Source organism: Coleofasciculus sp. FACHB-1120, from assembly GCF_014698845.1.
Taxonomy (GTDB): Bacteria; Cyanobacteriota; Cyanobacteriia; order Cyanobacteriales; family FACHB-T130; genus FACHB-T130.
Map to the genome: position 1 here is coordinate 80,220 of NZ_JACJTV010000018.1, position 25,087 is coordinate 105,306.

The following is a 25,087-nucleotide window of genomic DNA, read 5'->3' on the forward strand; positions in this document are numbered from 1 at the left end:
AACTAATGAAAACTTTGATAAGGCTAATTAAGTCAATTCTTCCAATGCGGTCTTTAACTTCTTGGTAGAGTTTGCCAAACATCTATAAATGGCTTTCGCTGATTTCTCAATAATCGCGACATTGACTTCAATTAAAGTGGTAACAACTTTGAGGAATGTACTGAGCATTGAGATTTGTGAATCATTGACGTCTCTCGTCATCCTGAATAAATGTGAATTTACTATCCTTGTTATCCAGTTATCGACAGCATAAACTGTCAATTGTCGCTCATCTGTAAAATGTTACCAGATTGGTTCAAGATTGAGTACGAATCCAGGAAGAACATTTTCTCCGGATAAAGTAGTAGGAGATTGCAGCACTTCTACTTCTTGACCTTGGCGATAAATTTCTACTTGTTCGGATTTGCGGTTAATTAACAAACCCAAAACAGTGCCATTTTCTCGATATTCTTTCATTTTCTCTTGAGCGACTTTCAAACTATCACTCGGTGAAAGTAACTCAACTACAAAATCAGGACAAATGGGGGGGAATTTCTCTCTCTGCTGCTGAGTTAGCGCATCCCATCGTTCCAGTTTCACCCAAGCAGCATCAGGAGAACGATCCGCACCATTGGGGAGTTTGAAACCTGTTGAGGAATCGAAAACTTTACCCAATCTATTTTGCTCGTTCCAAATCCAAAGTTGAGCAGTTAGTCCGGCGTTGCGATTTCCTGTTTCTCCCCCGGCGGGTGACATGATGATTAATTCTCCCGTAGCAGTGCGCTCAAACCTTAGATTTTCATTTACTTGGCAAAGCTGAAAAAATTGCTCATCTGTCAGCTTAATAATGGGGTTGAAGTTGACGGTTAGGGCAGTCATAGCAACGTTGGGGTTTAGATTTTGGATTATCTAAACCATGTAGAGACGCGATTAATCGCGTCTCTACATGGGTTTCAGTTACCGACTATTCTATTCCTTCAATCCGGTCTTCGACCTCCTGATACAATTCGCGCAACATCTCTAAGTTGCTTTCGCTGGTTTCCCAGTAACCGCGACCATTTACTTCGAGTAAGGTTGCAACAACTTTGCGGAAAGAGTGAGGATTGAGGTTCATTAACCGCTTCCGCATCTCTTCATCTTGTATAAACGTGGTATTTGTATCCTCGTAAATCCAGTTATCGACTGCACCAGCAGTTGCAGACCAACCCATCGTATTTACCAGGCGCTTCGAGAGTTCGCGGACACCTTCGTAACCGTGACTTAGCATCCCTTCGTACCACTTGGGATTGAGTAGTTTGGTACGGGCATCTAAGCGGACGGTTTCTGATAGCGTGCGGACTTGGGCGTTGGCGGTTGTAGTGTCAGCAATGTAGGATGCTGGCGTTTTGCCATCACCGCGTAGAGTGGCGACAACCTTGGTGGGATCGGAGTCGAAGTAGTGAGAAACATCCGTGAGGCTAATCTCGGAAGAGTCGAGGTTTTGGAACGTCACTTCAGCGGTTTTCAGCGTTGCTTCAAAAATCTGACGCGACTGTTCCATTGTGCCTGGACTATCGGAGGTGAAGGCGAAGGATTTGCGGCTGAGATACATATCTTGTAACTCAGATTCGCTTTCCCAGGTACTATTTTCGACTGCCAGATTGATGTTGGAGGAGTAGGAACCGGAAGCGTTAGAGAAAACGCGAGTCGCTGCTTGGCGCAGGTTGATGCCCATTTCCTCCGCCTGTTGTAAGGCGTGTTTGCGGACAAAGTTCATCGATAGGGGTTCGTCGGCTTCCGCTGCCATTTTCACAGCTTGGTCGAGTAGGTTCATCTGGTTGATGAACAAGTCGCGGAAGACACCAGAACAGTTGATGACTACATCTATGCGGGGGCGTCCAAGTTCAGCAAGCGGAATCAGTTCCAGTTTATTGACTCGTCCCAAGGCATCGGGCACGGGTTTTACTCCGACCATCCACATAATTTGGGCGAGAGATTCGCCATAGGTTTTGATGTTGTCGGTTCCCCAAAGGACGCAGGCAATCGTGTCAGGATAGGCACCCGTTTCTGCCCGTTGCCGTTCTAGCAGTCGGTCTACAACGACTTTGGCGGATTTGACTGCGGCTGCGGTGGGGATAGATTGGGGGTCGAGGGCGTGGATGTTTTTGCCTGTAGGCAGGACATCCGGGTTGCGGATGGGATCGCCACCGGGGCCGGGGATGATGTATTCGCCTTCTAATCCTTTGAGTAATGCACCCAGTTCGTTATCGGCACAAACTTGCTGGAGACAGAATTCCAGATACTCAAAGAGAGGCTTAATTGCTTCTGGGTCAACTTTCGCATAGCCTGCTTGATGCAGGGCTTCGATCCAAGGTTCCTTCTTGCCCATGTTGAAGAAGTTGAGCTTGGAAACGAGGGAAACGCGACCATCAGCGTCAGTTTGCTCTTTGACGAGGGCAGAAACAGCGGCACGAGTGGCAAGGGTGATATCTTGCAAAAGCTGGACATCATCTAAGATGCCTTTGTCGTTGTTCTTGTAGATGTCGTCAATATCGCGTCCGATGCTGTTGGCGATGATCCGGGGAAGACTGAGAATTTCATCTTCGTTTCGGTCGAGACTGGCGATATTAACCAAGGTCGCGATCGCTTCTTCTGCACTTGGTGGTTTCCCAACGACGTGCAAGCCACAAGGCAATAGCCGCGACTCGATTTCCATCAGTCTCCGGTACACCAAACCAACCAGGGTGTCCCGTTCCTCAGCAGTCATCTCTTTGGCGTCTTTCTCTGGCAAAGCGATATCTTTATCCAGATTCACCATGCGAGATTTATCCACAATTGTGTTAACAATCTGGATACCGCGTCCCGTATCTTTGAGGGTTTGGTAAGAACCGATTAACTCGCTCAATTCCTGCAAACCCTTGTAGAGTCCAGCATTTTCTGCCGGGGGAGTTAAGTAGGAGATTGTTTCGGCGTAGCTGCGGCGCTTAGCAATTGTAGCTTCGCTGGGGTTATTCGCCGCATAGTAGTAAAGATTGGGAGTATTCCCAATCAAGTTATCGGGGTAACATTCGTTAGACATCCCCATCTGCTTACCAGGCATGAATTCCAGCGACCCATGCGTGCCGAAGTGCAGCACGGCGTCGGCTTTCCAAATTCGCTCTAGATAGGTGTAATAAGCGGCAAAGCCGTGATGGGGACTGGCAGAACGGGAGAATAGCAACCGCATCGGATCGCCTTCATAGCCAAAGGTTGGCTGGACGCCGATAAAGACGTTGCCGAAGTGTTTGCCGAAGATTAACAAATTCTGCCCGTCGCTGTTGAGATGTCCGGGTGGTTTGCCCCAGTTTTCTTCTAGTCGTTGAGAGTAAGGCGTTAAGTCTTCATACTCTGGGACTGACATTCGATAGGCGATATTCAGTTCCGGAGTGCTGTACTGTGCTTGAGCATCGTGGATGACTTCTTGCATCAACGCCATCGCTGACTCTGGCAGTTCTGGCAGGTCATAGCCGTTCTGCTTGAGGGCTTTCATCACCTCGTAGATGGAACCAAATACATCCAGATAAGCAGCCGTCCCGACGTTGCCTTTGTCCGGTGGGAAGCTGAAGACGGTGATGGCAACTTTCTTCTGGAGTTTTGGCTTGCGGCGCAGGTTTGCCCATTTTAAGGCGCGTTGCGCGATCGCTTCTATGCGATCTTGGAGGGCGATCGCTTTCCCAGTTGCGCCATCCCTTCCGGAAAGGATAATTGGCTCAATTGCTCCATCCAGTTCGGGAATGGCAATCTGCAACGCCACTTGAATGGGATGCAGCCCTAAATCGCTATTTTCCCACTCTTCCGTTGTTTGGAATACCAGCGGCAGCGCCACCATGTAGGGGCGATTGAGGCGTTTGAGCGTGTCAATTGCCTTAGGATGATCTTGTCTAGCGGGACCACCGACGAGGGCAAATCCGGTCAGGGATACCACCGTATCCACGATTGTCTGGTTTCCTTGGACGAAGAAAGTATCCACTGGCTTAGAGAAATCTAAACCGGAAGCAAAGACGGGAATTACTCGTGCGCCCATTGCTTCAAGTTCCTGCACCATCGCCACATAATGGGCATCATCGCCTGTGACGAGGTGCGTGCGTTGCAGCACTAAACCGACACAGGGAGCCAGGGGATCTTTGAGATCGGCAGGAATATCGTTGCGGCTGTTGTACCAGTTGAAATATTCCTTGACATCCTCAAACATCTGTGGTGCCAAGGGGTGCCAAATTCCCATATCAACATAGGTGACAGGGTCTTTGTATTGGAAAGACGAGCCACGGCGCGTCTCTACACCTTTGAGGACGTATCTATCCGCCAGCATCAACAGGAAGTTCTCCAGGTTTTCTGAGGAACCACCTAGCCAATATTGGAAGCTGAGCATGAAGTTTCGAGCATCCTGCGCTTTGTCCATTGGCAGGTATTTCAGGACTTTAGGCAGGGTTTGCAGTAGCTTCAGCATCCCGTCTTGGAAGCCGCTGCCGGATTTTTCCTTGCGCTTCCGCATAAATTGAGCGATCGCGCTCTTGGATTGCCCTAGTTGTGCCATCGAGAAGCTGCCCATTTTGTTCAGGCGCATCACTTGCGGCATCGATGGGAAGACGACCGCGACATCAAGCGCGTCGCGGTGGGGTTCTACTGCCGCAACAACTTTATCCGCTAAGTCTTCAATAAAGATTAGGGAAGCGATAAAGACATTGGCACTCGCAACTTCTCGCTTAAAACCCTCGTAGTTTTCAGGGTCGCGCAATTCTTCAAGCAGATAGCCGCTAATTTCGATGGCTAAGCCGGGATGGTTCTCGTTAATTGAGCGAACCGCTCCTGAGAGGGCACTCTGGTATTGCGGCTCTAGCACGACATAGACCACCTTGAGTAGCGATCGCCCCCGCAGGTTTTCCGGGGCAATGTGGCGAATGGTGGACTTGACGTGAGTGAACATTCGCGTAGGCTCCAAATGATAACGTGTTCTCTTATTTAGGAAGGCAGAATTAAAGATACAGAAGTCTGAGGCGATCGCTCATCTTTCTGAATTCTGGGTTCTGATGATTGATTGGCTTATGAAGTGTTTTTACCAAAAAATGCTTACCCAGTGAGGGGTTTGGGCATTATCTGACACAATTCGATAAAAACTTCTTAACAATTTTTTATTTTTATTGACAAATAAAGAAGTACTTGCTCAGTTTTTGTAAAAAATTATTAAGTCTTGGGGAAGTCCGCAATGCCAACATTCGATATCTTGATTCTTTCCAATGGCCCTGGGGAGTTAGCGACTTGGGTGCGACCTGTGGTGAAGGCTTTACGGGAACAACTTGGGAATGACCGTTCAGCAGTGAGGATCTCGGTAGTTCTTTCCCCGTGTCCCAATGCGAGTGGGAAAGAAGCAGAAATTGCCCAGTCTTACCCGCAAGTTGACCGCGTCCAGGGGGCAGCAAATTTCTGGGAGTTCTTAATGTGGGGAAAGACGGCAGAAAATTGGGATTGGCGCGATCGCGGTGTGGTTGTATTTCTGGGTGGAGATCAAATTTTTCCCGTCGTCATTGGCAGACGCTTGGGTTATCGCACGGTTGTCTATGCCGAGTGGGATGCCCGTTGGTACAGTTTGATTGACCGATTTGGGGTGATGAAACCGGAACTCGTTGCCCGCGTTCCTCAGAAATACGCCCACAAGCTCTCTGTCGTTGGGGATTTGATGGCAGAAGCGGGGGAATTAAAAATTGAAAATGAAAAATTAAAAATTCAAGAGTCAATCTATCTTGGCGAAACGATCGGGTTATTGCCTGGGTCAAAACCGGCGAAACTGGCTCAAGGGGTGCCGTTGTGCTTAGCGATCGCAGAATGCATTTATGCTAACCGTCCCCAAAGCCGCTTTGTGATTCCCGTCGCGCCGACTTTGGATCTAAAAACTTTAGCTCGATTTGCCGATCCTCAGCAAAATCCAGTGATTGAGTTAGTGAAAGGTGCCACAGCAGAACTCATAATTCCCGATCCGCCAGAACTTCCGTATTTCAAAACAGCGGCAGGATTGCGAGTGGAACTGTGGACGCGATCGCCAGCTTATGACTTACTATCCCAGTGTTCTCTGTGTTTTACGACCGTGGGAGCCAATACCGCTGAACTCGCCGCCTTAGCCATCCCGATGATTGTCTTATTACCGACTCAACAACTGGATGCGATGCGAAGCTGGGATGGATTGCCGGGATTACTGGCAAATTTGCCAGTTTTCGGTTCTAGTTTTGCCAAAGCAATCAACTGGATCATCATGCAACAAGTCCTGCGAAAAGGGCATTTATATGCCTGGCCTAATATTTGGGCAAAAAAGCAGGTAGTTCCAGAATTAGTCGGTAAGCTTCAAGCGTCAGAGGTTGCAGAGTTGGCTTTGGACTATTTAAATCATCCTGAAAAATTACAGGAAATGCGCGATCGCCTCCGCAGCATTCGAGGTGAGGCGGGTGCTGCCCAAAAACTGGCAAAGTTGGTCTGCGAGGAGTTAGAACAAAATGCTTAATTTTTAAGCGCTACGACGTCCCAGTTCGTAGATCCCGCAACCGACACAAGCAAGCATTCCCATACTGATTGCCCAGCTGCTTCCCAAGCCCAGTTCTACCCCATAATTGCAAATCGCGCCAATTAGGAAAAAAGGCACAATGCTGAAAATAGAAGCATAAAAGGCGTTTTGAGCTTCTCTACCCTTGCGGGTTCTTTCAAACTCTTCCTGGGAAGTGTAGAGCGATCGCTCAGCGAAGTTAAACCAGCGATTAATTTGCTCCATCACCCATTCGCTGACCGGAGAGCAACCGAGATATAAAGCCAGCGACCATAGACCTGCACCCGCGATCGCTGTCGCATTCAGCTCGAATCTAAACGGTAGAATTTCAATCAGCATGGGTTTTACAACACTATAGTAGTTACTCTTCAGGGATTTTAACAAAAGTCAAGAATCCGTGAATATAGGTTGTTCATCACTTCCTAGAAAACTCGTAAATTACCGATAATTTCACCCCTGAGACAGACCCCAGCTCCAGACTTGACTGCCAGACTTGACACGGCACCAATCTGAAGTATAATTTTTCGGTTAATTGGCTGCGTGGGTAATCACCCCATTTCTCAGTTATCGATCTTAAATTTGGGCAAACGAAGAGTAAAGCAATGCAGCAAGGGTCTATACCACCAAACCTTCAAAACCGCTTTCTCCATCCAAGACGATTTCTCTGTTTATTAGGGCTGACTTTAGCCGGATTGATGCCAGTAGTAGAATTTCAGCCAGAATCAGTTAAGGCATTGGAAATTAGAACAATTGCAGCATCAACTGGCAGCAGCTGGCAAGGGGCATCTTTCCCAGTCGAAAATTTTCAAGGCTATAGTTCTCCATTTGGCTACCGTCGCTCTCCCTCTGGTTCTGGCGGTTTAGAATTTCATCGGGGTTTAGATATCGCTGCACCGGACGGAAGTTACATTCGTAACTGGTGGGGGGGGAAAGTCGTGAAAGTCTCACAAGATAGACTTTGTGGCACCTCAATTACTGTCGAGTCCGGGGCATGGCGGCACGTCTACTGTCACATGAAAGGAGGCGTAGAAACCGCTAATGGCGGTCGTTATTTCATCGATCGCAGCGGCGGTATTATCGTTTGGGAAGGGCAGCAAGTGCCAGCAGGTGCCCGGATTGGTCGGGTAGGAATGACTGGGCGGACTACTGGGCCTCATCTCCATTGGGGATTAAAGTATGGCAATAACTATGTAGATCCGGCTCAGGTTCTCAAAGCGATGTATGCTCAACAACCCGGTAATGTTCGGCAAGTTGGGCAACGTTTGCTTCAACCGTCTAGAAGTCAGACATCGTGGTGGAAACGTCAGGGGCAACGAACGATCGATTATTGATTGACGTGGCAACATTTTCTTAGGTGAGAAGGATTGAGCCGAAGACTAAAGTATTTCAAGGGTTGGGTGCAACACATCAATCGCGATACATCAATAAGGACATGGCATGGTCCTTATTGAAGGTTAGAACCGCAATATGGGACATGGTAATGCCATGTCCCTACTCATTAGAACCGTAAAAAAGAACCCGTTTTCTTTAAGAAAACGGGTTCTTTTAGATAGATAAGTGTTCTGTTTAAAGAACAAGCACTCTTAATTAAGATAATTAAGGAAGTGCTACCTCTTTCTTGGGCACTGGGGTGCGTTCAGCTACAATTTGACGAAAGCGATCGCCCTCAATCGTTTCTTGGTCTAATAGAAGATCAACCAGATAGTCTACTAAGACTCGGTTTTGTAAAATCAGCCGACAAGCTTCGTTGTAGCAATGCTCAACAATTGTTCTGACTTGAGTATCAATGCGAGTCGCAATTTCCTCAGAATATTCGCTACGGCTCCCCCAATCTCGACCTAAGAATACTTCCCCATTCGGGGTTTCCAACGACAGCGGCCCCAAATCGGACATTCCAAAGCGCGTGACCATCTGCCGCGCCAGCGATGTCACTTTCTCCAAGTCATTCCAGGCACCCGTCGTTACTTCGTCGTCGCCAAAAATGACTTCTTCCGCCGCACGTCCGCCTAGGATTCCGGTAATTCGAGCCAGCAGCTGCGATCGCGAAAACAAGCCCTGCTCTTCACCCGGAGTATACCAGGTCAGCCCCCGCGCTTGACCCCGTGGCACAAGAGTGACTTTCTGCACCGCATCGTGACCGGGTAACAGAGTGCCGATCACGGCATGACCGATTTCGTGATAGGCAATTAATCGCTTGTTCTTGCTGTCCACCAGCGGCGTGCCTTCCATACCCGCTACCACCCGGTCAACGGCGTCGTTGATTTCTAGCTCTGTAACCGCGTCTTTCCGCCGTCTGGCGGTCAAGATGGCAGCTTCGTTGAGTAGGTTTGCTAAGTCAGCACCTGTAAAGCCTGGGGTGCGTCGCGCGATGTTTTCCAGCGAGACTTCGGGAGCGATTTTCTTATTCCGCGCATGAACTTCCAGGATTGCCATACGCCCTTTAAGATCCGGTGCATCCACCATCACTTGTCGGTCAAAACGTCCTGGACGCAACAGCGCTGAATCCAGAACATCGGGACGGTTGGTCGCAGCAATGATAATAATCCCGGTATTGCCTTCAAACCCGTCCATTTCTGTCAGCAGCTGGTTGAGGGTTTGTTCCCGTTCGTCGTTCCCACCGCCGATGCCTGCCCCCCGTTGCCGTCCGACGGCGTCGATTTCATCGATGAAGATTAAGCAGGGAGCGTTTTCTTTGGCTTTTTTGAATAAGTCGCGGACGCGGGATGCACCGACGCCGACGAACATTTCCACAAATTCCGAGCCGGAGATGCTGAAGAAAGGAACCCCGGCTTCCCCGGCGATCGCTTTGGCGAGTAATGTTTTCCCAGTTCCGGGAGGTCCAATTAACAGGACGCCTTTGGGGATTTTTGCACCTACGGCGGTAAATTTCTCGGGTAGTTTGAGGAAGGTGACGACTTCTTCGAGTTCTTCTTTGGCTTCTTCAATCCCGGCAACGTCGTCAAACTTGACGCCGGTTTTGGCTTCCATCTGAAATCTGGCTTTTGACTTGCCGAAGTTCATGGCTTGCCCAGAGGCATTGCTAGAACGACGGAAAATAAACATTAATACTCCCAGTAAGAAGAAGAGTAATAGTAAGTTTGCCGCTACTCCCACCGCTGCGGTGTTATCAGTCGAAGGTTGTACATCAAGTTCGACATTTTTGCTGCGAATTTGTTCGATCAATTCTGGGTTTTGCTCTAGCAGCATCACCTCTTGCGGCGGATCGGTCGGTTTTTGTCCCGTTAATCGAACCTTAGCCATCCGGGTGGCTGGGTCAATTTCCACTTTGGTGACTTGGTTCGCCTCAAGTTTTTGCAACAAATCGCCATAGGAGAGGGTATTCTGCTCTGCCTTAGCGAGGGCAGGAGGACTCAGCAGCATCCCCTGAAAAATCATCAAACTGGCGGCGACTTGCCAGAAGCGTCGTGGTGCTGGTTTAGCGGAATTTTCCTTAGACCTTTTTGTCGGTCGCTCCCCTATCCATGCTTCGATCCCAGAATTTTTGTTCATAACACTTGCCCTTTCCCTGCTGCTTGGACTCAACTCCTAGGTTGCTGGATTTCCAGAGGAATCTGCCTAAATCAGGAGTTGAGCAGACCTTCCATCCTCTAGTTTAACTGTCTCGATTCCAGCCTTGCCGAGAATCGGTTTGCTGGTTTTATCTGCTTTGTTGACGAAGTTGGGTGGAACTTGTTATCTTGTACGTATTCATAACGAGTACGCTTTAGTGTTTTAAGTAAATTTTTCCACCGAACCTATTGGTAGCAGCGAATTACTGGAGATTAACTATTTTTGCGGTTACTAAAGCTTGTTTTCATCTTCATAGAGGCTTATTTGTATGGTCAAAATTGTGGGAATTGGCGGGAGTTTACGGGCTGAATCTCAAAGTCAGCTGGCTCTAAATTTGGCAGCTTTGCGAGTGCGATCGCTTGGTGCTGAGGTAGAAGTTCTTGATTTGCGGCAAATGAATCTGCCTTTTTGTAACGGGGAAAAGGAATTTCCAGACTTTCCGGATGTTGCAAAGATGCGGAAAGCAGTCGCTGAGGCAGATGGCTTAATTTTGGCAACCCCTGAGTATCATGGTAGTGTCAGCGGTGTGCTGAAAAATGCCCTGGATTTGATGAGCTTTGACCAACTCAGTGATAAAGTTACAGGTTTAATTAGTGTCTTGGGAGGTCAGTCAAATAGTAACGCTCTCAACGATCTGCGGGTAATTATGCGTTGGGTTCATGCTTGGGTAATTCCGGAACAAATTGCCATTGGACAAGCTTGGAAAGCTTTTGATGCTAATGGGAACTTGCTAGATGATAAACTCTCTCAACGCTTTGATGAGTTTGCTAAAAGTTTAGTAGAAAGTACCCAAAAACTGAGAAAGGCTGCCTAGTTTTGGGTTTCAATCGGAGACTTTTTGACGCAAAGGTGCGCCAAGGAAATCGCAAAGGTACGCAGAGATAATTTTCTTTGCGTACCTTTGCAATTTTCTTTGTTGTTCTGGGCGTTAAAAAACACCAGATTATTTAATGGTGGTGGTGATCGTGGTCATGATGATGACCGTGGTCATGGTGATGACCATGATCGTGGTGGTCATGGGTATGAGCTTGCATCGCCGCCATCTGAGGATTAACGGAAAGAGCTTGTTCTGAAAATAAGGCTTCAATCTGAGGATGCGCCCATTCTGCCGCCATCTTTAAAAATTCTGGATGGTCGTTAACGCACGCCATTTGTACGTAAGTCACTTCAGGATGCCGACGCCGTAAGCTATGCAGGATGTGGTCTACATCTAGCAGAGTTTCGTGATTCTCGGTAGCAAAGCCAATCGGCATGAAGACGACGGAGGTAGCACCCAGCAGAATTAGATTTTCAGCAGCTTGAGTGGCATTAGGTTGAGTCCATTCAATCAGAGGCGTGTCATGGTTGAGCCAACCCACCGAAATCAGCGGATATTTATTAATCAGCTTTTCTCTAACTCGTTCGTAGAGTGCCTCACTTTCAGTAATGCCAGAGGTAAATCCTTTGGCTTTATGAGGACAACCGTGATTCATCAAGACGATGGCAGTTTGGGACGGTAGGTGCGCGACTGCTAAATCGCGGGCAATTTTCTCTTCTACTAGACGCGCTAACAACTCAATGTAGGCGGGTTCGTTGTAGAAAGAGGGAATATAGCGCTGTCCCTTAATCCAGTGTTCGCTCCCGTCAGATAGTTTGGAAAGAGCATTATTCACCTGCTCGACCGCAATCCCGCTGGTGAAGATAGAATCTACCACTAAGAGCGGGTAGATCAGCAGTTTGTCAAACCCCTGCTCTTTGATTTCAGCGAGAACTTGTTCGGGAAGGAAGGGAGCGCAAAAGTTAAAGGCTTTGAAAACTTTAACGCGATCGCCCCATTTTTCTTGTAAATTTTTTTCTATCCCCACCCGTTGCTGTTCAAAAATTGCGTTGTGAGGGGAAATAAAATGATCGTGCTGGTGGTTCCACTCGTGCAGGTCAAAGATTGCCAAAAGCTTTGCGAGTGGTGGATAAATCCAGGTGGGTACCGGCGCAAACTTAGCGGTGAGTAGATTTAACGCTTGTTCGTTGTAGTTGGCAAAGTCGTCGTAGCTTTCTACTTCGCCATAGCCCATCAGCAATACGGCTATGCGGTCGTTACCAGTTGCTGAATCGTTATTTTGTTGAAGTTTTTCTGGGGTGGCTACCAAGTCGCGTTCCTCAACTTGAATGGTGTCTACATTAGAGTGGAAACTGGGGCGATCGCGTTGTCGTACAGATTCAATCCCCGCAAAGCACCACTCTTTGTTTTAGGTTAACAGTTTTAGGTTAACATCCCCTATGGGGGGATTAGGCTAAAAAATTTAGTAGTTAAATAATATTGCAGCGAGTTTTGAGGTGCAATTCATCCACCCAATGATTGATAGAGTCAGAAGTGAGTGATGGGACGAAGAGCTGCATCTAGCCGCAGACGCTAACGCGATCGCGTCCTTGAGCCTTTGCTTCATAAAGTGCCGCATCCGCCGCATGAATGACTGCCTCTCCCGTATTGCCGTGAATCGGGAAGCAAGCAACTCCCAGGGAGATCGAGATCGCACCCAGTTGCTGACGCCGAGATTGTACCTGAAGGTGTTTGACGCCTTCTCGCAATTGTTCGGCACGAGCAATGGTATCTTCTAACGATGCCTCTGGCAGAATTAGCGTTAATTCCTCGCCGCCGTAGCGACAGGCAATATCTGATGCTCGAATCTGCTGTCTTAAGAAAAGCCCTAGTTCCCGTAACACCGTATCGCCTGCCTCGTGCCCGAAGGTGTCATTAAAACGCTTGAAGTGGTCAACATCGAGCATAATTACCCCCAAAAGTTGCTGTTTGCGCTCAGCTCGATGAATTTCCCGCACGAGGGACTCTTCCAGATAACGTCGGTTATATAAACCTGTCAGAGGGTCGCGGATACTTTGTTTTTGTAGTGTTTCGTGTAGTGATAAATTGGCTAGTGCTAGGGCAATATTTTCGGCGACTGTCACTGCTAAGCGTTGTTTAGCTTCAGTTAATTGTCCCGACGCTTGAGCGCTTACTTGAGCGCTTAAATATAAGATGCCCATTGCTTCTCCTTGCGCCATCATCGGGACGCACAGGGAATGAGCAGGCGCTGGATGCGGATGGATATGTTTGCAGAGCAAACCGGCGCGTGAGTCTTCAACCAAATGAGAGCGACCCCGGCGTAGTGCCCAGCATTCATCCGGGGCAAAGAGTTTGTGACTCGGTAGGGCACCCCAAGAGGCGACAGACTCAACCAGTTTTCTAGAGGCGCTGGTGACAAAAATCCCACCAGATACATCGGGGAAGATGGGTTGTACGAGTTGCGCGATCGCGGTGTATGCTTCTTCAACTGTCATGCAAGCTTGCAACACTTCACTCATTTCACCCAGCAGCACGATCTCGCGGTTGCGTTGTTCGAGTTCTTTTACCCAGGTGGTGAGTTTCTGGTTGGCTTGCTGTAGCGCTTCCTCAGTTTGCTGGCGTTGGGTAATGTCGCGGAAAATAGTCCGAGTGGAAACTAATTCTCCATCGATTGATTTAGCGTTGATGCTCCCGTCGAGCCAAATTGTTCTGCCATTTTTGGTAATAAATGCGGTTTGAATTCGATCGAGCTTTTCGCCGGTTTTGATTCGTTGAAAAAATTCCTGAGAGCGTGCCTGATATTCTGGATGAATCACATCAAACACTGACATTCGCGCAATTTCTGCCTCACTGTATCCCAAAGTTTCTTGCCAGGTACGGTTAACGTAAATCAGACGCCCATCCGGCGCAACACTCTGAATCAGGTCGTTGGCATTTTCAAACAAGTCCCGATATCGCTCTTCGCTTTCCCGCAATGCTTCCTCTGCCGCTTTGCGGTTAGTAATATCACTGCCAATTCCTACAAAACCCGTGATATTGCCTTCAATATCCCGCAAAGCGGTTACTGACAGCAGCACCGAGAAGCGACTGCCATCCTTGCGGATGTAAGTCCATTCATTCTCATCTACGTTACCGCGACGCGCTTGGGCAATAAATACTTCAAATCCAGGTTTTATCCTAACGCCAAGTTGCTTGGAAAGCTCTTGGGCACGTTGCACCACTTCGTTTTGATCGTGGAATATTGCCGGTGTTTTTTTTCCAACCACCTCAGAAGCAGCATATCCCAAGCATTTCTCAGCGGCGGCATTAAAGCTGCGAATAGTGCCGTCTAGGGCAGTAGAAATAATCGTGTAGTTAGCGCTATCAAAAATTGCTCGTTGCAAGCTAGTTGAGGCTTGTAGTGCTTCCTCCGCTTGCTTGCGCTCGGTGATATCTTCAACAATGTAGGAATATTGCGCCTGTCTCCCTTGTGTTTTGGGAATGGCAGAGACAGTGGCAGACATCCACTTTTGAGCGGTGGCAGTTTTGTGAAGATACTCGAAGCGGATCGGAGTGCCGGTGCGATCGCTTTGACGATAGTGGCGAATCCACTCGCATCGGTATTCTAGGGGAATCCCCATGTCGCTCGCAAACTGATACTGCATTGCTTCCGGCTTCAGCCCAAAAAACTGAGCGGAAGCTGCATTATCTGAAAGATGCATGATGTCATCATCCAGAACCTCGACAATGCCCATCATCATTAGCGCACTGTCATAGAAGCTACGGAGGATCGATTCGCGTTCCCGTAGCGCTTCTTCCGCTGCTTGGCGATCGCTAATTTCCTTTGCCAAACCTTGGTTAATCGTCTCAACTTGCTTGGCACGGCGCTGCGCTGCTTGAGCAAGACGCACTGCCAATGCCAGCAAGAAAGCCATCAGTAATCCCGCGACTAATACAACTTCTGAGAGACGAGAATTCTCTTGGTCAAGTAAACTCTCCTCAGGCCATATCTGTAAGCGCCAATTCACGCCATTTAAGTCTAAGGAAACATCTTGTCTCCATTCCTTTGGGTACTGACTACTCGGATCGTGGCGATGGTAGATTTCTGTATCGTCCTGGTAAATTGCGATCGCGTATCCTGGGGAAATTTTTGGGTGCAGGATACTGTTAAACAATTCCTGATTTTGAAAAATACCGAGAATGAAGCCGTCGAACTGCTTTCTCGCAAACAAGGGCACGTAAACCAGAAAACCCTGGTCTCCTTCTACTAAATTGATAGAATGCCTAAGCGTATACGGAGTATCGATCACGTTTCGCTTCATTTGGTTTTTGGCGGCTTCTACGACTAACTGTCGCTGCTCTTGTATCGGAATATTTGACTGAAGAGCCGCCCCATTTTCCTTTGAGGTTATACCCCAGCGCACATTAAATTCCGGATCTACCCATTCAATCGCTTGATAGCCGCTGAAGTGCTGAATATTAAGCGTTGCATCTGCTTCCCAATTTTGCTGAGATGGTTTCCCCGCATTTTCCCAACGCTTTGCCATGCGAACCAGTGCTAAAAATCGCTCCTCCATTTCCCCGGTGAGTTCGATTTTTATACTCTCGGCTTCTAAGTCAATTTTCTGTTGAATGCGATCGCGTTCTAGTGCTTCTAGTCCTTGCCAGAGACACAGCGCCGCAATCGAAACCCCGATGCCAACCAGGAAGGGTAGCCGTCGCGACGCCACCGCATATCCTTTGTAAGCAAGCAGCCATAGGGGCATACACTTAGCGATCGCTAGATTTCGCTGAAGCGCTGTTATCTTCTTCTGTCTCATTTGCTAAGTGTTTCCTGAATCCAACTGAACGGTGTTGGGCTTGTTTTCAGGAATTCCGCCACTGCCACGTACAGCCACCATCTTTTTTCATTTTTTGTTACATATAAGTGCAACATAATAGGGACAGACAGTTTATGTCTTCAGCTAAAGCGCGTAAGTCCTGACTTGCTAATTCTTGAAATCTATAGATTCTGCTTGCACCCTCGTCAAAGCTTTTTATAAAATTTTTTATATCCAATGACTGATGTTTTATCGGTAAGGTATTCTAACGATCCAACTGATGCTCATCATCATTTGCCCCCAACCCTTAGAAATGATGAGCGTCATTATTTGCCCAGGTATCCACGATCCAGCGCTAACACAGAGTTTTCTGGAAGAATTACAGCCGAAAAAGAGAGAGAACCTGTTGATTTTTCCGGTTCAAGAATTCCCCGCTTACTCAGCGGCTGATATTTACAATTATTTGTGCGTAAATCTTGGTTCGCCCAATCCACAAGCATCGCCACTAATCTTTATTAGCTTCAGTGCCGGTGTTGTCGGTGCAATTGGAGCGGCCTGGCTGTGGCAGCTATCGGGAGGAACAGTTAAAGCTTTGATTGCGCTAGATGGCTGGGGTATGCCTTTGTCTGGTAACTTTCCCATCCACCGGCTCAGCCACGATTACTTTACACACTGGAGTTCGGCGGTACTAGGAAGTGGCGAAGAGAGTTTCTATGCCGATCCACCAGTGGAGCATTTAGAATTATGGCGATCGCCTCAAACTGCCAAAGGTTGGTGGGTACTTTCAGTAAAGGGAAAAGCGGAAACGCGAACCTACACCACAGCTGCTGAGTTTTTAACTAGCCTGTTGCAGCGTTACGGCAATGGATAAGAGCAAATCTGGCAACTTCTGCTTAAAGTGGCTTTTGAGCAGGTAAGCCGACAGTGCGCGGAAATTCCTTCGGTGTGGGTGCCACTTTGCGGAGATAAAGACAGTGGCGATCGCTATGACTACAAGGAGTCGCAAACCCTTCTATCGACTCAATGACACCACCCAATTGCACAAGCGCTGGTTTCAGAGTATTGGTTTCTTTTTCTGTCCACTGTCCTCGATAGAGGATGGCTAAGCCACCGAGTTTTAGTAACGGGAGGGCATATTCTGCACAGACAGATGCCGTCGCTACGGCTCTCACCAATGCCAAGTCGTAAGAAGCTCGATGGTGGGGATGTTGACCAATTTCTTCCGCTCTACCAGTCAGAGTAGCAGCATTTTGAATCCCCATCTGGTCGATTAGAGTTTCTAAAAACGCGATTTTTTTGCGCGTGGCATCGAGTAAAGTGACGGTGCAATCGCTGAGGGCGATCGCAAGGGGAATCCCCGGAAAGCCTCCCCCAGTGCCAATATCGATGGCGCGTTCGACGGAGGGAAGGGACAAGCGATCGCTTGTCCCTTCCGAGTTGGAGGATAACAGGGGTGCAATTCCCCGCAGAGAATCCCACAGATGTTTTTCCCAAAACTCTGTCGGTTCGGTGATGCGAGTTAAATTTAGCTGGCGGTTTCCTGCCAAAATTAGCTCGTAAAGGCGCTGAAATTGTTGCCTATGTTCGGCTTCCGGCTGCCAACCTAATGTTTGCTGCCAGATATCTGCCATTTCCGGCAATATTAGCGTCTCAATCTCACCCATGACCGCCAACCTTCAACTTTTTAAATTTTTAACCTACCCTTCAGGAAGGGTTTCGCCCTACAACCATCCAAACCCATTTAAGCTGCGGGTTGCGGCTCAATTACTTTGGCTGCTAACGACGCTGGTTCCACCGAGTGCAACTCTCCGTGGTTAATTGTCCAGCATTGATCGGCGATCGCTAACAAATCACCCGCATCGTGAGTGACAACCAACAGCGTCCAATGGGTTTTGAGTTTTGCTAATAAACTCACTAGCTGACGCCGCATTGACCAATCTAGCCCAGCGGTAGGTTCATCCAACAACAGCAAATGAGGTTGGCGAATTAACTGCACTGCTAAAGCAAGGCGTCGCTGTTGACCTCCACTCAAGGAATGCGGTGAGGTATGTAATGGTAGATGTGCCAGATTTACTTCTTGCAGAGCTTCCGTGACTTTCTCCGATCCCAGCTCTGGATGCCCCATCCGCAGTTCTTCTAAAATTGTCCCGCCACAAAAATGCCGCTCTGGAAATTGAAACACTAATCCTCCCAACTGTTGCAGATGTTCGGGGGTTAGTTCTTGGTCTCGCCAGTAGAGATCGCCATCCGTTTTTTCCGCCAGACCTGCGAGAATTTCTAAAAATGTGCTTTTACCAGAGCCACTAGGGCCAATCACAAGACCCAGATTGTTCGGTGCCAGTTCTAAATTAAGGGCTTTTAGAATCGCTGTGGGGGCAGCCGGCGGGTGATAAGTCAGGTTTTTGAGATAGAGCATTAATTACCCGAATAGAAAATAGAAAGCGAACTCGTCAAGGCATCCAGTTGGGAACACAAAAGCCTTCTTTAATTTTGACTTAAATTATTCGGCACAAGAAAAACTGACCGAAACCTGTTTTTTATCAAAACAAGTTTTATCCGCGATTCCGGAGTTCTTTATTTCTACTTTTATGCTTGGCATTTAAAAAAAATTAACTAAATTTTTCCGGAACCTGGAATTTAGTAACGGCGTCAAACGCATTTAACTCTCTTTTATCCAGAAGTGACTAATTATACACTTGTTGTTTCTAAATGTTGAGCCGAAGGGCGATGGTAACAGAATATTTTCTGGCATTACTAGATAGCATTTAACATTGGAGACAGCATTCACTCAAGCGTAAGGTTTTGTGAGGATGACGATAATGGATCGATTTTCGGTTCCGAAGCAGATTGTTTCTGCGATCGCAAATGCACCCGCGATTTGCTCTAAGCCTTTGATCGCGCCAGCGTCTGCACGTTTTGCTCTGCTCGCATCGCTGATGGCAGTCAGCGTTTGCTCTAGCCCTAGTCTAGCGGATGACCCTTTTCGCTCTAGCAACCCTCGTAATATTGGAGACAGTACAGAAGCGGCTTTCAAGGCAATCTTTGAAAAGGGAAACTATCTAGAAGCAAAGCGTTACCTACAGCAAGCGGAAACGCAGGAACCCAACGAACCGCTAGCATACGCAATGAAGGCGTCTCTCACCTACTCCTCTATTGACTGGAAAGGAGAAAGTGCAGAGAGCAAGCAACAAAAACAAGCCTTATTGGATGAGTTTAAATTATACGCGGACAAGACGCTGCAAACGGCTGAGCAGCTTACAACGAGCGATCCTTTGCGGGGAAATCTTTATACCGCAGTAGGTCATTTTTTACAAGGCGCTCATACGATTGCGATCGCGAATCGAGATGCAATCAAAAGTGGCCCGCAAGCTTTGAGTAAATTGCAGCAGGTATTTGAATACCTCGATAAAGCTGAAAAAGTCGCACCTGATGACGCAGAACTCAACTTGCTCAAGGGGTATATGGATTTGATGATTGCGGTGAATTTGCCATTTTCTAACCCCAATCAAGCGATTGAACGCTTAGAAAAAGCGAGTCCATCTTATTTGGCTTATCGGGGAATTGCCGTCGGCTATCGGGACTTGAAGAAGTACGATAAGGCATGGGAATTTGTTGAGAAGGCAAGTCAAATCACGCCAAATAACCCAGAATTGTTCTATCTCAAGGGGCAGATCCTGGTTGAGCAAGGGAAGAAGAAAAACAATAACCAAGATTTGTTCAAGCGGGCGGTGGAGAATTTTGACAAAGCGATCGCAAAAGAAGCTCAACTCCCGGCGAACGTTGTCAAACAGCTGAAGCGAGAACGCGATAAAGCACAACGCCGGATTACGGGAGGATAAAGCCTAAAAGGATGAAGTATAAACGATAGGATGAAAGAAAGGATGAAATGAGTTTGCGGTTCCAAAACAATGGATTGAAGCCGATTTCTCAAATTTCATCCTTTACACTTTATACTTCACAGTTGATATGCAGGTAGTGTTCCGCGAGTTTAACCCTTTCGATCTGTGGATCTGGCTGGAGTTCAGCATGGTTCCCTCGGAGATGGAAAAGCAGTATGTCGAGGAGGTGTTTAACTCCTGGTTCTTCTTGGGGAAATTGGGAGGATTTAATGCAGAAAATCTCCAAGTCCAGGATACGGGTTTAGATATCAGCTACATGGATTACGATTCTGAGGCAGCGGATAACACGATGGTCTCGCTCATGCATAATATGGGCGAGTTTGAGTATGAAGGGGGATGGGCAAGATGCTGGCTCGATCTGGGAACCAGTGATGCGATCGCGCTTGATGTCCTGATCAACTCCCTCAACCAGCTGAACAAGGAATACGTGACGATTGAACGCTTGTACATTGGCGGCGAAAATGAAGACTGGCCTGTTGCAGGTAGCGAAAGTCGGGCTGCCTTTAGTTACAACGAAAATTAACAAACACGATGCACAAATCAGGTGAAATTCGGGTGCTTGCCTTAGGGCTGATTCGAGATAGCGATCGCATTTTCATGTCCGAAGGCTATGACCCCGTTAAGCAAAATACATTTTATCGCGCCTTAGGGGGGGGCGTTGACTTTGGAGAAACTAGCCTTGATGCACTACAACGAGAATTTCAAGAAGAAATCCAGGCTGAATTAACGAATATTCGATATCTTGGCTGTATCGAAAATTTGTTTACTTTTAACGGTAAGCCTGGTCACGAAATCATTCAACTGTATCAATGTGATTTTGTCGATTCCAAGCTTTATCAGATTGAGCGAACGATTTTTGCTGAAGGCGATCGCCAAAAAGCGGCACTTTGGTTAGAAATTAATCGGTTTAAATCTGGCGAGTTGCGATTAGTCCCAGAAGTATTTTTGGATTATTTGTAATCCTGTCGGGACATGGCATTGCCATGTCCCTGCACCTAAAAAAATTACATCCCTAGAGGGTTAAGATTTATCGGAACATACTGCTGACAGAGCTATCTTCGTGAACCCGCCAAATCGTTTCGCCCAGCACATTGGCGACCGAAAGTACCGTCAGTTGCTTAAATCTATCTGCTTCGGGAACTGGAATTGTGTTGGTGACAATCACTTCTTCAAATATCCCACTTGAGAGCCGCTCAATGGCGGGTGGAGAGAAAACTGCATGGGTAGCACAGGCATATACCTGCCTAGCGCCTTCTTTACGTAACAACCGAGCGCCCTCTGAAATGGTGCCGCCAGTGTCGATCATGTCGTCTACTAAGACGGCTGTTTTGCCTTCAACATCGCCAATCAGATTCATTACTTCCGCCACGTTGTGCGCTTGCCGACGCTTATCAATAATCGCCAACGGGGCATCGTTTAGCTTTTTTGCAAATGCTCTGGCTCTAGCTACACCACCGACATCTGGTGAAACAACAACCAAGTCAGATAGTTGCTTATTTGCCAGATAGTTAATTAGAGCAGGTGAGCCGTAGACATGATCGAAGGGAATATCAAAATATCCCTGAATCTGAGCTGAGTGCAAATCCATCGCCAAAATTCGGCTGGCTCCAGCCTCTGTGATCAGATTCGCAACCAGCTTGGCGGTAATGGATTCGCGTCCCGCTGTTTTGCGGTCAGCTCTCGCATAGCCATAATAGGGAATGACTGCGGTAATTTGTCGAGCCGAGGCGCGGCGACAGGCATCAACCATGATCAGCAACTCCATCAAGTGATCGTTCACCGGATGGCAAGTCGGTTGAATTAGGTAAACATCACACCCTCGAATCGATTCCTGGATTTGAATATAAAGCTCTCCATCAGCAAACCGCTTGCGAACCATTGGTCCCAAGTCCATGCCTAGATAGCGAGCAACTTCCTGAGACAGGGGTATATTGGCAGATCCAGAAAACAGTCGCAGACGATTGTTGTCTGAGATTTGTGGCAGCGTAGGCTGAAGCGATATAGTTGGAGAACGGAGCACAGCAGACCCTCAAGAGCTACTTCGATCGCAATCTTATCATTGTCGCCGAATCGGCTTATAAAATTTATTTTTGAAGAAAGGATGAATATCTGAATCACTTGTTACAGAATATCGAAAAAATTGCTCTATAGACAAGAATTTAGAAAGTTTTAGTCTTCAGTTTGAGAACGTAAGTCCTCAATACAGGTTTCTTAAGTATGGGTATCTACGTAAAATGACTTACGTTTTTGCAATCTTTAGTAAATTGCATCGATAATGTCTCCGTAGTTCTCCTGATAAAAACTAAAATTGACTCACATAGGCAAGCCAAAAGGACATATTTTCAGAAAAATGCTTTGATAATTCATATTTTTTTAATAAGGACAAAGCAAAGTAAAAATACACCAACGGAACGCGATCGCCATTAGTTGCATTGGAAAGTAGGGCTGATGGCTGCGGCGATCGCCCCATCGTCTAATTCAGACAAGATTGGCGTCTCGGGGAACGGTGAGCGATCGCTTTTGCCAAAATAGATCCAAACAGGTAAGGTAGCAAGCATAGCTTTGTCATCATTGCACCTTGCTTGACCTTCTTCCCTAGCCGTTAGTCCTTGATTTATGCAACCCCCTATTGTCATTGGAACGATTCTACAAAACCGCTACCGCTTGATCGGTATTCTCGGTCAGGGAGGGTTCGGACGAACGTATCTAGCAGAAGATCAGGGGCGCTTTAACGAACGGTGCGCCTTGAAAGAATTGATTCCTGCTCAAGAATCGGGTTATGCCCTGGAGAAAGCAAGGGAACTCTTTCAACGAGAGGCGACAACTCTTTACCAAATCCAGCACCCGCAGATTCCCCAGTTCCAGGCTACTTTTGAGCAAGATCAGCGGTTGTTCCTGGTGCAGGACTATGTAGAGGGGAAGACTTATCGGATGCTGCTGGATGAGCGTCGGAGTCAGGGCAACACTTTCTCGGAAGCAGAAGTGATGCAATTTATGCGGCAGTTGTTGCCCGTCTTGGCGCACATCCACGTTAAAGGGATTATTCATCGGGATATTGCGCCAGACAATATTATTTTACGAGAGAGCGATCGCTTGCCTGTGCTGATCGATTTCGGCGTGGTTAAGGAGCTGGCAACTCGGTTTCAGCTACTAGATGTTACCAGACCAGTGGCGACAACGGTGGGGAAACCCGGTTATGCCCCCAGCGAGCAAATGCAGGCAGGGCAAGCTTACCCTAGCAGCGACCTCTACGCTTTAGCGGCGACGGCTGCGGTAATGCTCACAGGCAAAGAGCCAGCAGAATTGCTAGATGCTACTCAGCTAACCTGGCAATGGCGCAGGTGGGCGAATGTCAGCGATGGGTTTGCCCAAGTATTAAATCGGATGTTGAATTATCGACCAGGCGATCGCTACCAATCGGCTGGAGAAGTTGTACAAGCACTCCAATCCCTGACGAATACAGCCCCCACCTTTCAACCTCCACCACCGATCCAACCTCCACCACCGACTTTTCAACCTCCACCACCGACTTTTCAACCTCCACCTGTTAACCCGCAACCGCCAGTTTCCAGCCCCCAACCGCCCCGTCCGTCCACTTCCGAGGTACAAACGGTGGCGGTAGGACGCCGACCCGATCCGGTGACGCCTAACCAAAACTCTCCTAGAAACCCGGTCAATCCGAATTCTAACCGTCCAACTCGCCCCGATCCAGTGATTCCCGAACCACGCGAGCGCTCGACTTGGGAAGACCCTTGGGCTGTCTTTGCAGTTGTAATCAGTCTTGCTTTATTAGCCGGACTGGGTTCTTGGGCGTTGGTCAGCTTTGTGATTAATCGGCAGCCTCAACCCGCTCCAACGCCGATAGTTTCTGACACACCAACACCAACGCCGACACCAACGCTGACACCAACGCTGACACCAACGCCAACACCCAGCTTAGAACCAGTGGCGTATAGTCAGCGACTCAACTTAGTACCCGGTGAAACGGTGACTAAACAAGGAAATCTGAAAGGAAACGAAACTCTTAACTACATCATTCGTGGAGAACAAGATCAACAATTAAATTCCCTGCTGAATGACGAAGGTGTTTTAATGACGGTGTTGGGACCCGATCAAAACCCAATTGCTAACAATGCTAGGCGAGTCCGAAGTTGGACAGGAACGCTTCCCTTTACCGGCAATTACACCATTCAGCTAGCTCCGATCAAGGGGTTGCCTCAGAGCGACTATAACTTACAGATTAGCCTTGCTAACCCAGTCCCAACGCCAACGGCTACACCCACTCCAACGCCGACACCGACACCCACTCCTACTCCTCCCGCGGGTCAATTTGATACTCAACCAATTACCTTCCCACCCGGTGAACAGGGAGTGCAAGTTTCGGCTCAAACCAGTCCGCAGCGGATTAAGCGTTACCTGGTAAATGTGCAACAAGGACAGGTACTGAAGGCAGACATTCAACCGGGTGGGGCAACTTTAGATATTCGGTATCCCGATGGCACGCTGGTGGAAGATGCCTCTGGCGTTTTGTCGTGGCAAGCTCAGGTGCCTCGCGCTGGAGAGTATCAAATTGATGTAATTGCCCCGGAAGATACATCCTTTACGCTAGATATTAGTGTTCGGTAATGGGTAATCGGTCATGGGTAAACGTTGGAAGATGGATTTCCAACCTTGCAACCTTCCAACTTCTACTGACAACTGACGAGTGACAACTACTTTGAACACGCTACTAATTACTGGAACCGATACGGACGCTGGGAAAACAGTTTTGACTGCGGCTTTAGCCGCTTATTGGCAGATGTACTGTCCTGCCAAAAGCTTGGGGATGATGAAGCCAATTCAGTCGGGAACTGGGGATAGAGAACTTTACAATCGATTATTTTCTCTGAATCAATCTTTAGAGGAAATTAATCCGTTGTACTTCCAGGCACCCTTAGCACCTCCTATCGCTGCTGAACGGGAAGGAAGGAGTGTTGACTTAGGAAAAGCTTGGCAAGCGTTGGAAAATCTGCGGCGTCAGCGAGATTTTGTGCTGATAGAAGCACTGGGAGGATTGGGTTCGCCGGTTACGCATGAACTCACGGTGGCGGATTTAGCTAGGGACTGGGGGTTGCCAACAGTATTAGTGGTGCCGGTAAGATTGGGAGCGATCGCCCAAGCGGTTGCGAATGTTGCCCTCTCTCGTCAGTCGGGTGTACACCTCAAAGGCATCGTCCTGAATTGCGTTCAACCTCGTACCGAACAAGAAATCGCCGATTGGTGTCCAATCGATTTGATTGAGTCTTTAACCAATACCCCGGTTTTTGGGATTCTGCCAAATCTGAGCGACCTCAGTGATCTCGGTAAACTCGCTCAAGTTGCGTCAGATTTAGATATCGAGCGATTGATGCCACTTTAACCAAAATTCAAAGATAACCAAGGGTAGGTAATCAAGTCTTGGTGATACGCCGCCCTACCCGATTAATTCCTTTACGTC

The 25,087-nt window shown here is 47.9% G+C and carries 19 protein-coding genes; 9 read left to right on the forward strand and 10 right to left on the reverse strand.

The genetic code is table 11. The features are described 5' to 3' along the window. Window positions 1-282: 282 nt before the first annotated feature. Together H6H02_RS16785 and H6H02_RS16790 are read right to left on the reverse strand one after the other, a co-directional pair. On the reverse strand, window positions 283-858 hold the full coding sequence (locus tag H6H02_RS16785) for a Uma2 family endonuclease (protein WP_190819771.1): 576 nt from the start codon (window positions 856-858) through the stop codon (window positions 283-285). Between the two features lie 85 nt (window positions 859-943). Continuing rightward, the gene (locus H6H02_RS16790) at window positions 944-4,921 is read right to left on the reverse strand and encodes a magnesium chelatase subunit H (RefSeq protein WP_190819773.1); all 3,978 of its coding nucleotides are present in this window, start codon (window positions 4,919-4,921) and stop codon (window positions 944-946) included. Between the two features lie 279 nt (window positions 4,922-5,200). Between H6H02_RS16790 and H6H02_RS16795 the strand changes: the two genes are divergently transcribed. Then, entirely contained in the window at window positions 5,201-6,487 is a 1,287-nt protein-coding gene (locus H6H02_RS16795) for a lipid-A-disaccharide synthase (RefSeq protein WP_190819775.1), read from the forward strand. Between the two features lie 3 nt (window positions 6,488-6,490). On the opposite strand, the gene H6H02_RS16800 is transcribed toward H6H02_RS16795, so the two are convergent. After that, complete coding sequence (locus tag H6H02_RS16800; protein WP_190819777.1) at window positions 6,491-6,865, reverse strand: hypothetical protein; 375 nt, start codon at window positions 6,863-6,865, stop codon at window positions 6,491-6,493. Window positions 6,866-7,128: 263 nt separating this feature from the next. Here H6H02_RS16800 and H6H02_RS16805 point away from each other — a divergent pair, with 263 nt between their 5' ends. Then, window positions 7,129-7,857: a M23 family metallopeptidase gene (locus H6H02_RS16805; protein ID WP_190819779.1), complete on the forward strand. Its 729-nt coding sequence runs from the start codon at window positions 7,129-7,131 to the stop codon at window positions 7,855-7,857. 265 nt (window positions 7,858-8,122) lie between these two features. Here H6H02_RS16805 and ftsH read toward each other — a convergent pair whose 3' ends face one another. After that, window positions 8,123-10,036, reverse strand: a complete 1,914-nt coding sequence (gene ftsH, locus H6H02_RS16810) for an ATP-dependent zinc metalloprotease FtsH (RefSeq protein ID WP_190819781.1) — start codon at window positions 10,034-10,036, stop codon at window positions 8,123-8,125. Window positions 10,037-10,364: 328 nt separating this feature from the next. On the opposite strand from ftsH, the gene H6H02_RS16815 reads away from it, so the two are divergent. Further along, the gene (locus H6H02_RS16815) at window positions 10,365-10,910 is read left to right on the forward strand and encodes an NADPH-dependent FMN reductase (protein ID WP_190819783.1); all 546 of its coding nucleotides are present in this window, start codon (window positions 10,365-10,367) and stop codon (window positions 10,908-10,910) included. A 133-nt stretch (window positions 10,911-11,043) separates the two neighbouring features. Here H6H02_RS16815 and H6H02_RS16820 read toward each other — a convergent pair whose 3' ends face one another. Then, on the reverse strand, window positions 11,044-12,222 hold the full coding sequence (locus H6H02_RS16820; protein WP_190819785.1) for a ferrochelatase: 1,179 nt from the start codon (window positions 12,220-12,222) through the stop codon (window positions 11,044-11,046). A 250-nt stretch (window positions 12,223-12,472) separates the two neighbouring features. After that, window positions 12,473-15,712, reverse strand: coding sequence for a PAS domain S-box protein (locus H6H02_RS16825; protein ID WP_190819787.1), 3,240 nt, complete (start codon window positions 15,710-15,712; stop codon window positions 12,473-12,475). A 316-nt stretch (window positions 15,713-16,028) separates the two neighbouring features. On the opposite strand from H6H02_RS16825, the gene H6H02_RS16830 reads away from it, so the two are divergent. Next, entirely contained in the window at window positions 16,029-16,583 is a 555-nt protein-coding gene (locus tag H6H02_RS16830) for a hypothetical protein (RefSeq protein ID WP_190819824.1), read from the forward strand. A 22-nt stretch (window positions 16,584-16,605) separates the two neighbouring features. Here H6H02_RS16830 and rsmG read toward each other — a convergent pair whose 3' ends face one another. Both rsmG and H6H02_RS16840 read right to left on the reverse strand, forming a co-directional pair. Further along, entirely contained in the window at window positions 16,606-17,376 is a 771-nt protein-coding gene (gene rsmG, locus H6H02_RS16835; RefSeq protein ID WP_199329275.1) for a 16S rRNA (guanine(527)-N(7))-methyltransferase RsmG, read from the reverse strand. A gap of 77 nt (window positions 17,377-17,453) precedes the next feature. After that, window positions 17,454-18,128: an ABC transporter ATP-binding protein gene (locus H6H02_RS16840; RefSeq protein ID WP_190819789.1), complete on the reverse strand. Its 675-nt coding sequence runs from the start codon at window positions 18,126-18,128 to the stop codon at window positions 17,454-17,456. Between the two features lie 403 nt (window positions 18,129-18,531). On the opposite strand from H6H02_RS16840, the gene H6H02_RS16845 reads away from it, so the two are divergent. The 3 genes from H6H02_RS16845 (at window position 18,532) to H6H02_RS16855 (ending at window position 20,571) form a co-directional block, all read left to right on the forward strand. Next, window positions 18,532-19,551, forward strand: a complete 1,020-nt coding sequence (locus tag H6H02_RS16845) for a Sll0314/Alr1548 family TPR repeat-containing protein (protein ID WP_242040750.1) — start codon at window positions 18,532-18,534, stop codon at window positions 19,549-19,551. A 127-nt stretch (window positions 19,552-19,678) separates the two neighbouring features. Further along, window positions 19,679-20,134: a DUF3531 family protein gene (locus tag H6H02_RS16850; protein WP_190819791.1), complete on the forward strand. Its 456-nt coding sequence runs from the start codon at window positions 19,679-19,681 to the stop codon at window positions 20,132-20,134. A gap of 8 nt (window positions 20,135-20,142) precedes the next feature. Next, window positions 20,143-20,571 (forward strand): NUDIX hydrolase, encoded by a 429-nt coding sequence (locus H6H02_RS16855; RefSeq protein ID WP_190819793.1) that lies wholly within the window; start codon window positions 20,143-20,145, stop codon window positions 20,569-20,571. Between the two features lie 67 nt (window positions 20,572-20,638). On the opposite strand, the gene H6H02_RS16860 is transcribed toward H6H02_RS16855, so the two are convergent. Continuing rightward, entirely contained in the window at window positions 20,639-21,631 is a 993-nt protein-coding gene (locus tag H6H02_RS16860) for a ribose-phosphate pyrophosphokinase (protein ID WP_190819795.1), read from the reverse strand. 403 nt (window positions 21,632-22,034) lie between these two features. After that, window positions 22,035-22,169 carry a hypothetical protein gene (locus H6H02_RS27675; protein WP_277922562.1) on the reverse strand — a complete coding sequence of 45 codons (135 nt, stop codon included), beginning with the start codon at window positions 22,167-22,169 and terminating at the stop codon, window positions 22,035-22,037. 58 nt (window positions 22,170-22,227) lie between these two features. Between H6H02_RS27675 and H6H02_RS16865 the strand changes: the two genes are divergently transcribed. Together H6H02_RS16865 and bioD are read left to right on the forward strand one after the other, a co-directional pair. Beyond that, the gene (locus H6H02_RS16865; protein WP_190819797.1) at window positions 22,228-24,237 is read left to right on the forward strand and encodes a serine/threonine-protein kinase; all 2,010 of its coding nucleotides are present in this window, start codon (window positions 22,228-22,230) and stop codon (window positions 24,235-24,237) included. A gap of 91 nt (window positions 24,238-24,328) precedes the next feature. Then, window positions 24,329-25,009, forward strand: coding sequence for a dethiobiotin synthase (gene bioD, locus H6H02_RS16870; protein WP_190819829.1), 681 nt, complete (start codon window positions 24,329-24,331; stop codon window positions 25,007-25,009). Window positions 25,010-25,087 lie beyond the last annotated feature (78 nt).